This is a genomic window from Roseovarius nubinhibens ISM (assembly GCF_000152625.1).
GTDB lineage: Bacteria > Pseudomonadota > Alphaproteobacteria > Rhodobacterales > Rhodobacteraceae > Roseovarius > Roseovarius nubinhibens.
The window spans coordinates 1,295,915-1,309,334 of sequence record NZ_CH724156.1 but is presented as its reverse complement, the minus strand read 5'-3'; the positions used below and the strand labels follow the sequence as shown (position 1 = coordinate 1,309,334).

Here is a 13,420-nt window from a genome sequence, read left to right as displayed (position 1 = left end):
TCCCCTACCCTGACCGACAGTCCAAGGAGGAGAGACCATGAAAATCGGATGCCCAACGGAAATCAAACCCCAAGAATTCCGTGTTGGCCTCACGCCCAATGCCGCGCGTGAGGCCGTTGAGAACGGACATGAGGTGATCGTTCAGGCCGGTGCTGGCATCGGTGCCGGCTTTTCTGATGACGACTATATCGCTGCCGGGGCCGCGATCATCGACACGGCCGAGGAAATCTTTGCCAGCGCCGACATGATCGTAAAGGTCAAGGAACCGCAGGCGGTTGAGCGCAAGATGCTGCGCGAGGGCCAGCTGCTCTTTACCTATCTGCACCTCGCCCCCGATCCCGAACAGACCAAGGATCTGCTGGCCTCCGGCTGTACCGCCATCGCCTATGAGACCGTGACCGACCGCAACGGCGGGCTGCCGCTGCTCGCGCCGATGTCCGAGGTCGCCGGCCGTCTCGCACCGCAGGTCGGCGCCTATACGCTGCAAAAGGCCAATGGCGGCCGTGGCGTGCTGATGGGTGGCGTGCCCGGCGTCGGCCCGGCCAAGGTCGTGGTCATCGGCGGCGGTGTCGTCGGCACCCATGCCGCCCGTATCGCTGCGGGCATGGGCGCGGATGTGACCGTGCTCGACCGCTCGCTGCCGCGTCTGCGCTATCTCGACGATGTCTTTGGCGGCACGTTCAACACCGGCTATTCCTCCGCCGGTCTCTTGGCCGAACATCTGACCGAGGCCGATATGGTCATCGGTGCGGTGCTCATCCCCGGCGCCGAAGCGCCCAAGCTGGTGCGCCGCGAGCAATTCGCCACGATGAAGCCCGGCGCGGTGCTCGTCGACGTCGCCATCGACCAAGGCGGCTGTTTCGAGACCTCGCGCGCCACCACCCATGCCGATCCGATCTACGAGGTGGACGGGATCATGCATTACTGCGTGGCCAACATGCCCGGCGCCGTGGCCCGGACCTCGACCATCGCCCTTGGCAACGCCACCATGCCCTTCATGCTGGCCCTGGCCAACAAGGGCTGGAAAAAGGCCTGCGCCGACGATCCGCACCTGCTCGAAGGGCTCAACGTCCACGCCGGTCAGCTCACCTATTACGCCGTCGGCAAGGCGCTCGGCATCGACGTGATCTCGCCGCAGATGCTGGTCAAGGCCTGATCAAAAACAGAGCCTAACACGGGCTAAAATGATAAAAAGGCGGGCCCAAGGGTCCGCCTTTCTCGTTTCAGAGGTGCGCAAGGGCCTCGCCCGACCTGGAGGGCGTTCACTCCGGCGACATGACACGACCGCTCGCCAAACAGCGACCACCGCGAAACTGCCACCACCTCAAAATCGCCCTCCTGGGGGAGGTCGGGCGATGCCCGGATTTTATCCGGGCGGGCGATCCCCCTCCGCCTCTTACCGATACCGCCCATGGCGCTGCATCACTTCGATCTCATAGCCATCCGGGTCCGCCACGAAAAAGAACTTGGCGATCAGCTCGCCATCCGGCGCAAACTCGACAAGCTTGCGCGGGTTGAGCCCGGCCTCCTGAAACCGCGCGTGCTCGGCCTCGAGATCCTCCACCACAACCGCCATGTGACCATAGCCATCGCCAAGGTCATAGGCCGCCTCGCGATCCTTGTTGATGGTCAGCTCAATCTCGAAATCCGCTTCCTCATTTCGCAGGTAAACAAGCGTGAATGAGGTGAAATCGAGCCGCTTTTCAACCCGAAGCCCAAAGGCCTCGCGATAGAAATTCACCGACCGTTCCTCGTCGAGAACCCGGATCATCCCGTGGATCAGTTTTGCCATCTCATGCTCCTGCATCTCTTTGCCTGACCCCGGTCATAGCCGCTCTGCCCATCCCCGCAAACCCCGCCAGACATCAAAAGGGCTTGAGGCGCGGCAACCCGGCCATTAGACCCAATTTCCAAAGGAGCCCGCGACATGAGCCTCAACACATTCGGACATCTCTTCCGCTTCACCACCTGGGGCGAGAGCCACGGGCCCGCGCTCGGCGCGACGGTGGATGGCTGCCCGCCGGGCATCAAGGTGGACGAGGCCATGCTGCAGCACTGGCTCGACAAACGCCGCCCCGGCCAGAACAAGAACACCACCCAGCGCAACGAACCCGACGCGGTGCGCATCCTGTCGGGCGTGTTCGAGGGCGAAACCACCGGCACCTCGATCCAGCTGATGATCGAAAACACCGATCAGCGGTCGCGCGACTATGGCGACATCGCCGAGACCTTCCGCCCCGGCCATGCCGACATCACCTATCACCAGAAATACGGTTTGCGCGATTATCGCGGCGGCGGTCGCAGCTCGGCCCGCGAAACGGCGGCCCGGGTCGCGGCGGGCGGCATCGCCCGCGCCGCGCTCGACGCGCTGGTGCCGGGGATCGAGATCAAGGGCTATATGACCCGCATGGGCGAGATGACCCTCGACCGCACGCGGTTCGACTGGGATGCCATCGACCAGAACGACTTCTGGCTGCCCGATGCCAGCGCCGCCCCCGCGTGGGAGACCTATCTGCAGAAGATCCGCAAGGCGCAGAACTCTGTCGGCGCGGTGGTCGAAGTGGTGGCGCGCGGCGTGCCCGCCGGGCTCGGCGCCCCGATCTATGGCAAGCTCGACACCGATCTTGCCGCCGCGATGATGTCGATCAACGCCGTCAAAGGCGTCGAGATCGGCGAAGGCATGGCCGCGGCCGAACTTATGGGCACCGACAATGCGGACGAGATTTTCATGGGCGAGAACGGCCCGGAATATAGCTCGAACCACGCCGGTGGTATCCTCGGCGGCATCTCCACGGGTCAGGATCTCGTCGTGCGTTTCGCGGTCAAACCGACCTCGTCGATCCTCACCCCCCGCCGCTCGATCCGCCGCGATGGCACTCCGATCGAGGTGGTCACCAAGGGCCGCCACGATCCTTGCGTCGGCATTCGCGCGGTGCCGGTGGGCGAGGCGATGATGGCCTGCGTGATCCTCGATCACCTGATGCTGCACCGCGGTCAGGTGGGCGACGGCCCGCGCGGCAAGATCGGCTGATCCTCCGCGCCCCCCGCGCCACCCCCGCCCCTGATCAGAGCGGCCAGACCACCCCGGTCGCCGCTTCCGACACCTCCCAGAGCCGGGTCATCACCGGCTTGTCATAGGCATGCGGGTGCAATGTGCCCCGGCCCACCGGGCCGACAAATTCCATCCGCCCCGTCGGACCATAGAGCGCCCGCTCTTCCAGCCCCTCCTCGGTGGCGCACATCACCTCGGGATAGGCCCCCTGCTGCGCCGTCTGCACCATCGGCGACTTGGTCATGAGCCACCAGATCGCCCGCATCACCGGGCTGCCGCTGGTCTTGATGAGCGAGGTCTTGGACGATCCGGGGTGACACACGAGAACCTCGACGCTCTTGCCCGCCGCCCGGATCCGATCCTGCAATTCATAGGCAAACATCATTTGCGCCAGCTTGGATTGGCTATAGACCGCATTGGCGCTGTAGTTGTTGTCCCAGTTCAGATCGTCGAACTGGATCGTCTTGATCCCCATATTATAGCCGAGGCTCGCCACCACGACGATGCGGCCCTCGCTCTCTTCGATCCGCTCGAACAAGAGACCGCAAAGCGCGAAATGCCCATAATGGTTGGTGCCGAGCTGGCTCTCGAACCCATCCACCGTCAGCCGTTGCTTGGGCACCTGCGCGATGGCCGCATTGCAGATGAGCGCGTCGATGCGCGGCACGGTTTCGCGGATCTCCTCCGCCGCCCGGCGCACACTGGTCAGATCCGCAAGGTCCATCTCAATGAACCGCACATCGGCCTCTGCGCCATGTTCCGCCTTGAGCGTCGCGATGGCGGCGGCGGATTTCTCGGCGCTGCGGTTGAGCATCACCACCGACGCCCCTTTCGACAGAAAGAGCCGCGCCGCCTCATAGCCGGTGCCGGCATTGGCCCCGGTGATGACATAGCACCGCCCCGCGAGAGAGCCGAGCCGCTCGGGTGTCCAGCCATGGGGGCCAAATTGCGTATCTGCCATTGTCCTATCTCCTGCGGGCCTCTTGCATCCCGTCGCCGATTGATGTTTCGCTGTCTCATCTGCAAATAGGTCTCACAGCGCGACGAACATAGGCACAATCGTCCCGATTACTTGCCTGATTGTCTCAACTCGGTTGTAAACGCCTCTGTTCGCCCCCTACTTTGGGATCATGAGCAAAGATCAGATTCTCACCCTCATCGCCCGCCGCGCCGACCGGGATGGTCTGACCGAGACCGGCATCGAGGGGCTGCGCCTGTTTCGGGCCACCCAATCCATTCCCTGCGTCCCGGCGGTCTATGATCCCTGCGTCGTGGCCATCGTCAGCGGCGTGAAAGAGGCCATTCTCGATGGCGAACGCTTTGTCTATGACAGCGCGCGCTACCTCTGCTGCCCGATGTCGATGCCGGTCAAGGCGGGCACGCCCGCCGCCTCGCCCGAGGCCCCGCTCTATGGGGTGTTCCTGTCGCTGAACGCGCGGCTGATGAGCGAGCTCGGGCTCGAGTTGGACCGCGCCGGTCACGCCCTGCCAGCGGCAGAGAGCGGCGGCCGCAGCCCGGGCATCCAACTGGCCCGGTGGGAGCCCGATTTCACCGACGCGCTGCTGCGCCTGCTAGAGCTCGGCGAGAGCCCGACCGACATGGCAATCTTGGGTCAGGCGCGGCTGCGCGAACTCTATTATGCCATTCTCAAGGGCGAGGCCGGGGCCTTTGCCCGGCGCGCCTTCAGCGCCGGCAACGCCATGGCGCGGGTCATCGCCCATCTCTCGGATCATCTCGACGCGCCCGTCTCCATCGACGATCTCGCGTCCCGCGCAGGGATGAGCCGCGCCGCCTTTCATCGCCGATTCAAACAGGCGACGCGGATGGCGCCGGTGCAATTCGTCAAATCGATGCGGCTCAACAAGGCGGCGATGAAGATCGCAAGCGGCGCGACGGTCAACGCAGCGGCGCAGGAGGTGGGCTATGTCAGCCCCTCGCAGTTCAGCCGCGAGTTCAAGCGCCACTACGGCCAATCCCCCCGGCAATGGGCCGAGGCACAGCAGCTCGCGCTTGGCGCGCTCTGATCATGTCTCGCCGCTTGGCGCGGCGTGTGGGTCGGGCCTCGACCCGCCAAAGGTTAAGGCCCGGCCTGTCGCGCTGGAATCCGCCAAAGGGACCACAGTCGCATTACTGTCGTTTTACCGACGTGATACCGACATGGCGTTTTTCGGCGGTTTTAACGGGTTAACGCGGCTCAATCCGCCATGTCACCGGTCATGTAAATCACCGTCGGCCCGTCCGCCTCAAAGGCCGCCGTAAGCGCGCTCTGCAGCTCTTTGAGCGTCTTCGGCGCCTCGGCGCGCGCACCATAAGCCTTTGCCAGAGCTACGAAATCCGGGTTATGAGCGATGACCGAGTTGGGCGCGATCTGTGCCCCGACCATGCTGTCCTCGATCTCTTTGAGCTTCTGGTTGTCCCAGAGCAGGATCGGCAGCGGCAATTTCATCTCCACCGCTGCGCCAAGCTCTTGAACTGTATACTGAAATCCGTAATCCCCGGCGATCGCCACCGTCGGTTTCCCCGGCCGCGCCATGGCCCCACCAATCGCCGCCGGCATGGCATAGCCCAGCGTCCCGAAGCCTGCCGGATGGTGCCAGTGACCGGGCTGCTCGATGTCCCATAACTCCACGGAAACATAGGCAAATTGCGTCATATCCGTATAGATCATCGCGTCATCCGGCATCACCTCGCGCAGCGCATCCGCCACCCTCGCGATCCCCGGCCGCTCGGCATCCACTTCCGCCCGGAACCGCGCCCGGGTCGCCTTGACCTCCTGCGCGGTCCAGCCCGTCTTGGGTTGATGCCCCTCAAGTGATTGATTTAGCGCGCGGAAAAACGCCCCGCTCTCCATCATCACCGCTTCGCTATTGATCGGCTGCGACAGCACTTCGGGGCAGATATCCACCCGGATCAGCGGCCCCGAATTGCCCAGCTCGCGCCGCCACAGATCGACCTCCGCCAGCTCGGTCCCGACCGCCACCACAAGGTCCGCCCCCTTGATGACAGCCGCACTATCCGGCCGCGGCAGGTAGCTCCCGAAATGGAGCGGATCATCCGAGCCCACAATGCCCTTGCCCGCCGTGGTGACAAAGCTCGCAGCGCCCAATGTTTTCAAGGCATTGCGCAGGGCGTCCACATCCCCACGCGCGCCACCGCCAAGCACGAACATCGGCTTTTTCGCGCCCATGATGCGCTGAGCCAAACCACCCGGCAGATCGCCATGGCTCCGCGCCGGCGGCGTCGGCACCTCGGGCGCTGCAGGGGCCTCGGCCTCCAGCGCGGCGATCGGCACCTGGATATGCTTGCTGCGCGGCCGCTGCGTGGCGAATTCCGCCATCGCCCGGTCGATCAGCCCATAGGCCGCCTGCGCATCCCGCGCCTCATAGGACCAGTCGCAGACCGTATCCCCCGCCGCCCGCTGATCGAGCATCTGGTGCAGCTGCCCACGATAGGCGGCGGTCTCATCTAGGCAGGACGACAGGACCAAAACCGACACGCTGTCGGAATAGGCCTGGCCCATCGGCGTCATGATATTGCACAGGCCCGGCCCAGTGATGACATAGGCCACCCCCGGCCGCCCCGAGGCACGGGCATAGCCATCGGCCATAAAGCCCGCGCCCTGTTCGTGACGGGCCAGAACATGGGTGATGCCGGCCTCTTCGATGCCGCGATACATCTCTTGGTTATGCACGCCCGGAATGCCGAAAATCGTGTCTACCCCACGCGATTTGAGCATATGCGAGATCTGTGCACCCAAGGGACGGGTGTGGTTCTTATCAGCGGTCATCAGGCCCTCCAAAAACTGACGGTGAATAATGCGTAGACGACGAGAAGCTCGAGCCGTCCGATCAGCATGGCCAGCGTCAAGAGCCACTTGGCCGTGGTGTTCAACGTGGCGAAATTCCCGGCCGGACCGATGATGTCACCGAGGCCCGGACCGATATTGGCAATCGCCGTCGCCGCGCCGGAAATCGAGGTCAGGAAATCGAGGCCGGTCATGCTCAGCAGCACGGCGAGCACGCCCAGGGTCAGGATGAAGAACATGAAAAACGACATGACCGAGCTCAGCACATCATCTTCGATGGGGCGCCCGTCATAGCGCGGCACAAAGATGCCATGCGGCGAGCGGATGCGCTGAAGCTGGGTGCGGATCGAGGCGAAGAGGATCTGATAGCGGAAAATCTTGGCCGAACAGGCGGTTGATCCCGCGCAGCCGCCCACCAGCCCGATAAAAAAGAAGATCGAAATCGGAAACGGACCCCATTGCATATAGTCGACACTGGCATAGCCGGTGCCCGAGATGATCGAGGTGATGTTAAACAGCGCCTCGCGAAAGGCCTGTTCCGGGTGGGTCGGGAAGATGTTGACCAGAAACATCGCCATCACCGCCGCAGTGCCGAAGACCACCATGAGAAAGGCCTGGATTTGCGGGTCGCGAAACAGCGGCAGGGTGCGGCCATTGATGAGCTGCACATAGCGGACAAAGGGCAGGGCGGCGAGGATCATGAAGAGGCTGGCGATATATTCCGCCGGGCCAGAGAAGGTGCCGAAAGAGGCGTCGTAATTGGAAAACCCGCCGGTCGAGATCGTCGTCAGCGCATGGACCGTGGCGTCAAAGGCGTTCATCCCCACCAGCAGATAGCTCATGGTGCAGGCCAACGTCAGCGCGAGATAGATCACCGAGATCTGCGAGGCGATGGCGCTCGCCTTGGGGAGGATCTTGCCCATCGTGTCGAAGGCTTCGGAGCGAAAGATCTGCATCCCCCCGATGCGCAGCACCGGCAGGAACACCATGGCAAAGACGATGATCCCGACGCCGCCGAGCCATTGCAGAATGCCGCGCCAAAGAAGCAGCCCCTTGGGCAGCGTGTCGAGCCCGACGATGACGGTGGATCCGGTGGTGGTGAGGCCCGACATGGCCTCGAAGATGGCGTTGGTGATCCCGAACTCGGTCGCGCCGAGCATGAAGGGAAGCGCACCAAAGGCCGGCAGCGCCACCCAGACACCGGTGGCGAGAAGAAAGGTCTGCTGCACCGTCAGCCCTTCGCGCACGCCATTGCGGCAGCTGATCGCCACCAGGCTTCCGATCAGGATGGTAAACAGTGCGCTTTCCGCGAACACAGGCCAATGGCCTCGGCCATCGGCGATGTCCACCAGCATGGGCAGCAGCATCGTCAATCCAAGGGCCAGAACGGTGAGGCCGATCACGTATCCAATAGGGCGCAGGTCGTGCATGGCGAAGCGTTGGCCTGTGGGTGCCAGAGTGTCAAGCGATGCGCGGGCTGCGCGAGAAAATCTGGACAGATGAATACAAAATGTATACGAATCGTATCCAGATTGAGAGGGCCCATGAGTCGAGATAAGAAAACCGCCTGTCTGGAAGATTTGCGCCGCCGCATCCTCACTCAGAGGATTGCCCCGGGCAGCGATCTCGACGAGGCGACGCTCTGCGAGGAATACGGGCTGTCGCGGACGCCGTTGCGCGAGATTTTTCAGCGCCTCGCGGGCGAGGGCTATGCGCGGATCGAACAGAACCGCGGGGCCAAAGTGTCGTCGATGGATCTGGCGACGATGCGCGTTTTCTTTCAGACGGCGCCGCTCATCTATTGCAATGTGGCACGTCAGGCGGCGGAAAATCACCTCCCGGCGCAGCTAGACCAGCTGCATAAGATTCAGGAAGAATTTCGTGCGGCCCATGCCGAGGGCGATGCCGAGGCGGCGTCTTTCCTCAACCATGGGTTTCATCAGCAGATGGGCCTTATGGCGCGCAATCCCTATCTTCTCGTCGCGCTCAACCGGATGCTGATCGATCACACGCGGCTGAGCCAGACCTTCTATCGCCCCTCCTCCGAGGACGGGGCGCGCCGGGTCGAAAGCTCTGTCGCGCAGCATGATGCGATGCTCGAAGCGATGGCGCGCCGCGATGGCGACAACATGGTGACCCTGACCATGGATCACTGGAACCTGACCCGCGATCAGCTTGAACGCTATGTGATGCCCGACCCGCTGCCCTTGGGGTCGGAACTTGTCGAGATGGGCGCCTGAGCCGCCCCCTAAGGAGAGACCAGAGATGAGTGTAGTGGCCGAAAAACCAGCCCGTCGGGGCCGTGGCGCGCGCAAGGCTATCAGGCAGACACGGGATTTTGCGATGCTTCCGGCGTTGAAGCGGGGGCTGCCCCTCACCGAGCCGATGGATCAGGAGCAGATCGAACGGATCGACGCGGCCTCGATGGACATTCTCGAAACCGTTGGCGTGGTTTTTCGCGACGATATCGCGCTTGAAGATTGGCGCAGGGCAGGGGCCAAGGTGGTCGGCGAGACCGTGTATCTCGACCGGGCGCTGGTGCGCGAGCTGATCAAGACGATCCCCGAGACATTTACCTATCACGCGCGCAACCCGGCCAATAACCTGCCGTTCGGGCGCGATCATGCGGTGTTCGTGCCGATGACCGGCGCACCGTTTCTGCGCGACCTTGACGATGTGCGGCGCAACCCGACGCTCGACGATCTCGCGAATTTCCACAAGCTGAGCCATATGCTGCCGGCGATGCACAGCTCGGCGCATCATATCGTCGAGCCCTATGATCATCCGATCAGCCAGCGGCATCTGCGGATCACCTACAGTTCGATGAAACATTCCGACAAGATGTTCATGGGGATGACCACCAGCCCCAAGAACGCCGAGGATGTGCTCGATATGTGTGCGATCCTCTTTGGCGAAGAGTTTCTCGAGACGCATCCGGTGGTGACCGGGAATTGCAACGGCAACAGCCCGCTGGTTTGGGACGAGACCATGCTCGGTGCGATGCGGGCGTTCAACCGGCGCAATCAGCCGGTGCTCTGCTCGCCCTTCGTTCTCGGCGGGGCGAACACGCCTGCGAGCGTCGCGCCGACGGTGGCGCAGCTCAATGCCGAGGCGCTGTCGGCGCTGGCCTATACGCAGGTGGTGCGCAAAGGCTGTCCGGCGATCTATGGACATTATCTGAGCACGGTCAGCATGAAGTCGGGGGCGCCGATGGCGGGGACGCCGGAGATCAGTCTGATGAACCTGATGATCGGTCAGATGGCCCGGTTCTATGGCGTGCCGTGGCGGTCTTCGACGGCGCTGGGTGGGTCAAAAACCTTTGATTCCCAAGCAGGTTACGAGAGTGCGACCACGTTGATGGCGTTGCAGATGGCGGGCACGAACTACATGTGGCACGCGGCGGGGTGGAACGAGGCGGGGATGCATTGTTCGATGGCGAAATTCGTCGTCGATGCCGAGCAATGTGCGATGGCCTACCGGATGGCCGAAGGCATCCGCTGGGACGATTTCGATGAGGCCGTGGCGGCGGTGTCGGATGTCGGGCCGGGGGGGCATTACCTGGGGCATGCGCATACGTTGGAGAACTTCCAGCGGGCGTTTTTCATGCCGGATCTCTTTGACAACAACTCGATCGAACAATGGCAGGCTGAGGGCGGAATAGAGACGAATGAGCGGGCGCTGGCCCATGTGAAATCGCTCTTGGCCGACTATTTCGAACCCAAGCTCGATGCGGGTGTGGACGAGGCCCTTCGGGACTATATCGCGCGGCGCGAGCGGGAGATCCCGGCGGCCGATGCGCTCAATCAGGAGTACTGATCATGGGGCGGTTCGAGGGCAAGGTGGCACTGGTCACGGGGGCTGCGGGGGGCATCGGCAAGGCGGTTGTCACCCTGCTCAAATCCGAGGGAGCGCGGGTTGCGGTATCTGATCGGTATTGCGACGGTATTGCGTCGGACCTGATTTTGGAGGGCGATCTGCGCGATCCGGCCTATTGCGACGGGCTGCCGGGGCAGGTGCAGGACGCGCTGGGCGGGCTTGATATCCTCATCAACAACGCCGGGGTGATCACCCGTGGCGACATCACCCAGGCCAGCGACGAGGATTACGCGCTGACCATGGCGGTCAATGTCGAAGCGCCGTTTCGCCTGTGCCGGGCGGCGATCCCGATCATGGCCGAGGCGGGCGGCGGGGCCATCGTCAACACCGCCTCCTGCTGGGGGGTGCATCCGGGGCCGAACCATCCGCTCTACATCATGTCGAAAGCGGCGCTCGCCTCGCTGACCCAATGTCTGGGCCGCGATCACGCGGGCCAGGGCATCCGGGTCAATGCGGTCTGTCCCAACGAGGTCAACACGCCGATGCTGCGCACCGGGTTTGCCATTCGCGGGCTCGACCCGGACAAGGGCATCGAAGAGCTCAACCGGTCGGTGCCCATCGGCCATATCGCGGAGCCGGAAGAGATTGCCGATGTGATCGCTTTCCTCGCCTCGGACGCGGCGCGCTATGTTTGCGGTGCGCTGGTCGAGGTCAATGGCGCGAAGCCGGTCGGATGAGCCGGTTCGCGGGCAAGGTGGCGCTGGTCACCGGCGCGTCGAGCGGCATGGGGGCCGCCATCGCGCGGCGTCTGGCCGAGGGCGGGGCGCAGGTGCTCACCGCCCAGCGGGGTTCGGCCGATTTCGACCCTATCAAGGCGGATTTCGCTGATCCCGGCGCGGCCGAGCGGGTGATCGCCACCGTCGCCGAGCGGGTCGGGCGGCTCGATATCCTGATCAACAATGCCGGGCTGATGCGCGAAGGCTCGGTGGAAGAGACGAGCGACGCGGATTGGGCGGCGCATCTTCAGGTCAATTTGACCGCGCCGTTTCAGCTCATCCGGGCGGCGCTGCCGATGCTGCGCGACGGTGGCGGTGCGATTGTGAACGTGGGCTCGATCGAGGGGCTCGGGTCCAACCCGCGCCACCCGGCCTATTGCGCGTCCAAGGCGGGGCTGCATGGGCTCACCCGCGCGGTGGCGGTGGATCATGGGCCGGAGGGCGTGCGCTGTAACGCGGTGGCGCCGGGCTGGATCGACACGCCGCTGAACGAGGATTTCATCGACTCTATGCCCGATCCAAAGGCGTTTCGTGCTGAAATAGGGTCGATTCATCCGGTCCGGCGCACGGGGCGGCCGGATGAGGTGGCGCAGCTGGTTTGCTGGCTCGCCAGTGAGGAGGCGAGTTTCGTGACCGGGCAGATCTATACGATTGATGGCGGGCGGACCGCGCAGCTCAGCCTGCCCTGAGCGGCGCGACCCGAGACCTCAGGAGCGGTAGCGGAAGGTGCCGCTGGCGGTGGCGACCAGATTGCCGAGATCGTCGGTAAGCCGGCCTTCGGCGAAATAGGTCTTGCGGCCGCCCCCGATGCGGCGACCTTCGGCGATGAGGCGGCTGCCCTGTGCCTGCCCCACGTAATTCACGGTGAGCGACAGGGTGAGCGCGTTTTGCTGGCGGTCGGGATCGCCGGTGTAGCAGCCGGCAAAGCCCATGGCGCTGTCGAGCAGGGTGGCGTGCACGCCACCATGGGGGATGCCCTGCCGATTGCTCATGAAGGGGGCGATGGGGGCCTCGACCCGCGCGACATCGACCTCCCAGCCGGTGACCTCGAACCCAATATGGGTTTGAAAGGCAGAGCGTTTTTCGAGATCTGGTGATTGGCTCATGTCGGGTCCTTTGGGCGTCTGGGCGGGCGTGCGGATCGGGCCATGGGTGGCACAAAGCGGGGGGCGGTGCAATTGCCGGTGGTGCCCGGCCCTTGACCTAGCGCGTCAGGCGGCCCATAGCGCGTGGCATCGCAGACCCTATATAGCAGACCCTATGCAGCCCAAGAGGAATGCCATGAGCTTTGACCGTGCCATCAAGATCGCCCCGTCCATTCTTTCCGCCGATTTCGCCAATTTCGGGCAGGAGATTCAGGCCATCGAAGCGCAGGGCGCCGATTGGGTGCATGTGGATGTGATGGACGGGCATTTCGTGCCGAACCTCACCTTTGGTCCGCAAGCGGTCAAGGCGTTCCGCCCGCATGTGAAAACGGTGATGGATGTGCATCTGATGATTGCGCCGGTCGATCCCTATATTGACGCCTATGCCGATGCGGGGGCCGATGTTCTGACCGCGCATGTCGAGGCGGGGCCGCATATTCACCGCACCTTGCAGGCCATTCGCGGCGCCGGGATGAAGGCGGGCGTGGCGCTCAACCCCGGGACCTCGGCGGATGCGGTGGCGCATCTTCTGGACCTGACCGATGTGATCTGTGTGATGACCGTGAACCCCGGTTTTGGCGGGCAGAAGTTTATCGACATGACCGCCAAGATTGCCGAGCTGCGCGCGATGATCGGTGACCGGCCCGTGCATATCGAGATCGATGGCGGTGTCACGCCCGAGACCGCGCCGCTCGTCGTGGCGGCGGGGGCTGATGTTCTGGTTGCCGGGTCAGGCGTGTTCAAGGGCGGCAGCGTCGCCAAGCCCGAGGTCTATGGCGAGAACATCCGCGCCATTCGGTCGGCGGCAGAAGCGGCGCAGGGCTAG

Annotated in this window: 13 protein-coding genes; 8 read left to right on the top strand and 5 right to left on the bottom strand. The window is 63.8% G+C overall.

The genetic code is table 11. From position 1 onward, the window contains the following. Nucleotides 1-37 precede the first annotated feature (37 nt). A complete protein-coding gene (gene ald / locus ISM_RS06320) occupies nucleotides 38-1,156 on the top strand; it encodes an alanine dehydrogenase (protein ID WP_009813298.1) in 1,119 nt (372 codons plus the stop codon). Nucleotides 1,157-1,396: 240 nt separating this feature from the next. Here ald and ISM_RS06315 read toward each other — a convergent pair whose 3' ends face one another. After that, nucleotides 1,397-1,792: a VOC family protein gene (locus tag ISM_RS06315; RefSeq protein WP_009813297.1), complete on the bottom strand. Its 396-nt coding sequence runs from the start codon at nucleotides 1,790-1,792 to the stop codon at nucleotides 1,397-1,399. Between the two features lie 135 nt (nucleotides 1,793-1,927). Between ISM_RS06315 and aroC the strand changes: the two genes are divergently transcribed. After that, the gene (gene aroC / locus ISM_RS06310) at nucleotides 1,928-3,031 is read left to right on the top strand and encodes a chorismate synthase (protein ID WP_009813296.1); all 1,104 of its coding nucleotides are present in this window, start codon (nucleotides 1,928-1,930) and stop codon (nucleotides 3,029-3,031) included. A 34-nt stretch (nucleotides 3,032-3,065) separates the two neighbouring features. Here the strand turns inward: aroC and ISM_RS06305 are convergent, their stop codons facing one another. After that, on the bottom strand, nucleotides 3,066-4,013 hold the full coding sequence (locus ISM_RS06305) for an oxidoreductase (RefSeq protein WP_009813295.1): 948 nt from the start codon (nucleotides 4,011-4,013) through the stop codon (nucleotides 3,066-3,068). Between the two features lie 169 nt (nucleotides 4,014-4,182). Here ISM_RS06305 and ISM_RS06300 point away from each other — a divergent pair, with 169 nt between their 5' ends. Then, complete coding sequence (locus ISM_RS06300; RefSeq protein ID WP_009813294.1) at nucleotides 4,183-5,076, top strand: AraC family transcriptional regulator; 894 nt, start codon at nucleotides 4,183-4,185, stop codon at nucleotides 5,074-5,076. A 170-nt stretch (nucleotides 5,077-5,246) separates the two neighbouring features. Here ISM_RS06300 and ISM_RS06295 read toward each other — a convergent pair whose 3' ends face one another. Then, nucleotides 5,247-6,839 carry a thiamine pyrophosphate-binding protein gene (locus ISM_RS06295; protein ID WP_009813293.1) on the bottom strand — a complete coding sequence of 531 codons (1,593 nt, stop codon included), beginning with the start codon at nucleotides 6,837-6,839 and terminating at the stop codon, nucleotides 5,247-5,249. Next, on the bottom strand, nucleotides 6,839-8,287 hold the full coding sequence (locus ISM_RS06290; protein ID WP_040617902.1) for a TrkH family potassium uptake protein: 1,449 nt from the start codon (nucleotides 8,285-8,287) through the stop codon (nucleotides 6,839-6,841). The genes ISM_RS06295 and ISM_RS06290 overlap by 1 nt, the downstream gene beginning before the upstream one ends. A 114-nt stretch (nucleotides 8,288-8,401) precedes the next feature. On the opposite strand from ISM_RS06290, the gene ISM_RS06285 reads away from it, so the two are divergent. The 4 genes from ISM_RS06285 to ISM_RS06270 are packed head-to-tail and all read left to right on the top strand — an operon-like array spanning nucleotide 8,402 to nucleotide 12,138. Then, the gene (locus tag ISM_RS06285; RefSeq protein ID WP_009813291.1) at nucleotides 8,402-9,097 is read left to right on the top strand and encodes a GntR family transcriptional regulator; all 696 of its coding nucleotides are present in this window, start codon (nucleotides 8,402-8,404) and stop codon (nucleotides 9,095-9,097) included. A 25-nt stretch (nucleotides 9,098-9,122) separates the two neighbouring features. Further along, nucleotides 9,123-10,673: a trimethylamine methyltransferase family protein gene (locus tag ISM_RS06280; RefSeq protein ID WP_040617901.1), complete on the top strand. Its 1,551-nt coding sequence runs from the start codon at nucleotides 9,123-9,125 to the stop codon at nucleotides 10,671-10,673. A gap of 2 nt (nucleotides 10,674-10,675) precedes the next feature. Then, entirely contained in the window at nucleotides 10,676-11,410 is a 735-nt protein-coding gene (locus ISM_RS06275; protein WP_009813289.1) for an SDR family NAD(P)-dependent oxidoreductase, read from the top strand. Further along, on the top strand, nucleotides 11,407-12,138 hold the full coding sequence (locus tag ISM_RS06270; protein WP_009813288.1) for an SDR family NAD(P)-dependent oxidoreductase: 732 nt from the start codon (nucleotides 11,407-11,409) through the stop codon (nucleotides 12,136-12,138). The genes ISM_RS06275 and ISM_RS06270 overlap by 4 nt, the downstream gene beginning before the upstream one ends. 18 nt (nucleotides 12,139-12,156) lie before the next feature. Here ISM_RS06270 and ISM_RS06265 read toward each other — a convergent pair whose 3' ends face one another. Then, nucleotides 12,157-12,555 carry a PaaI family thioesterase gene (locus ISM_RS06265; RefSeq protein ID WP_009813287.1) on the bottom strand — a complete coding sequence of 133 codons (399 nt, stop codon included), beginning with the start codon at nucleotides 12,553-12,555 and terminating at the stop codon, nucleotides 12,157-12,159. A 175-nt stretch (nucleotides 12,556-12,730) separates the two neighbouring features. Between ISM_RS06265 and rpe the strand changes: the two genes are divergently transcribed. Beyond that, entirely contained in the window at nucleotides 12,731-13,420 is a 690-nt protein-coding gene (gene rpe, locus ISM_RS06260; RefSeq protein ID WP_009813286.1) for a ribulose-phosphate 3-epimerase, read from the top strand.

What these genes read in the sequence shown, in the direction of transcription:
- ald (WP_009813298.1), top strand. Translation starts at nt 38, where the DNA reads ATGAAAATCGGATGCCCAACGGAAATCAAACCCCAAGAATTCCGTGTT.
- ISM_RS06315 (WP_009813297.1), bottom strand. Translation starts at nt 1,792, where the DNA reads ATGGCAAAACTGATCCACGGGATGATCCGGGTTCTCGACGAGGAACGG.
- aroC (WP_009813296.1), top strand. Translation starts at nt 1,928, where the DNA reads ATGAGCCTCAACACATTCGGACATCTCTTCCGCTTCACCACCTGGGGC.
- ISM_RS06305 (WP_009813295.1), bottom strand. Translation starts at nt 4,013, where the DNA reads ATGGCAGATACGCAATTTGGCCCCCATGGCTGGACACCCGAGCGGCTC.
- ISM_RS06300 (WP_009813294.1), top strand. Translation starts at nt 4,183, where the DNA reads ATGAGCAAAGATCAGATTCTCACCCTCATCGCCCGCCGCGCCGACCGG.
- ISM_RS06295 (WP_009813293.1), bottom strand. Translation starts at nt 6,839, where the DNA reads ATGACCGCTGATAAGAACCACACCCGTCCCTTGGGTGCACAGATCTCG.
- ISM_RS06290 (WP_040617902.1), bottom strand. Translation starts at nt 8,287, where the DNA reads ATGCACGACCTGCGCCCTATTGGATACGTGATCGGCCTCACCGTTCTG.
- ISM_RS06285 (WP_009813291.1), top strand. Translation starts at nt 8,402, where the DNA reads ATGAGTCGAGATAAGAAAACCGCCTGTCTGGAAGATTTGCGCCGCCGC.
- ISM_RS06280 (WP_040617901.1), top strand. Translation starts at nt 9,123, where the DNA reads ATGAGTGTAGTGGCCGAAAAACCAGCCCGTCGGGGCCGTGGCGCGCGC.
- ISM_RS06275 (WP_009813289.1), top strand. Translation starts at nt 10,676, where the DNA reads ATGGGGCGGTTCGAGGGCAAGGTGGCACTGGTCACGGGGGCTGCGGGG.
- ISM_RS06270 (WP_009813288.1), top strand. Translation starts at nt 11,407, where the DNA reads ATGAGCCGGTTCGCGGGCAAGGTGGCGCTGGTCACCGGCGCGTCGAGC.
- ISM_RS06265 (WP_009813287.1), bottom strand. Translation starts at nt 12,555, where the DNA reads ATGAGCCAATCACCAGATCTCGAAAAACGCTCTGCCTTTCAAACCCAT.
- rpe (WP_009813286.1), top strand. Translation starts at nt 12,731, where the DNA reads ATGAGCTTTGACCGTGCCATCAAGATCGCCCCGTCCATTCTTTCCGCC.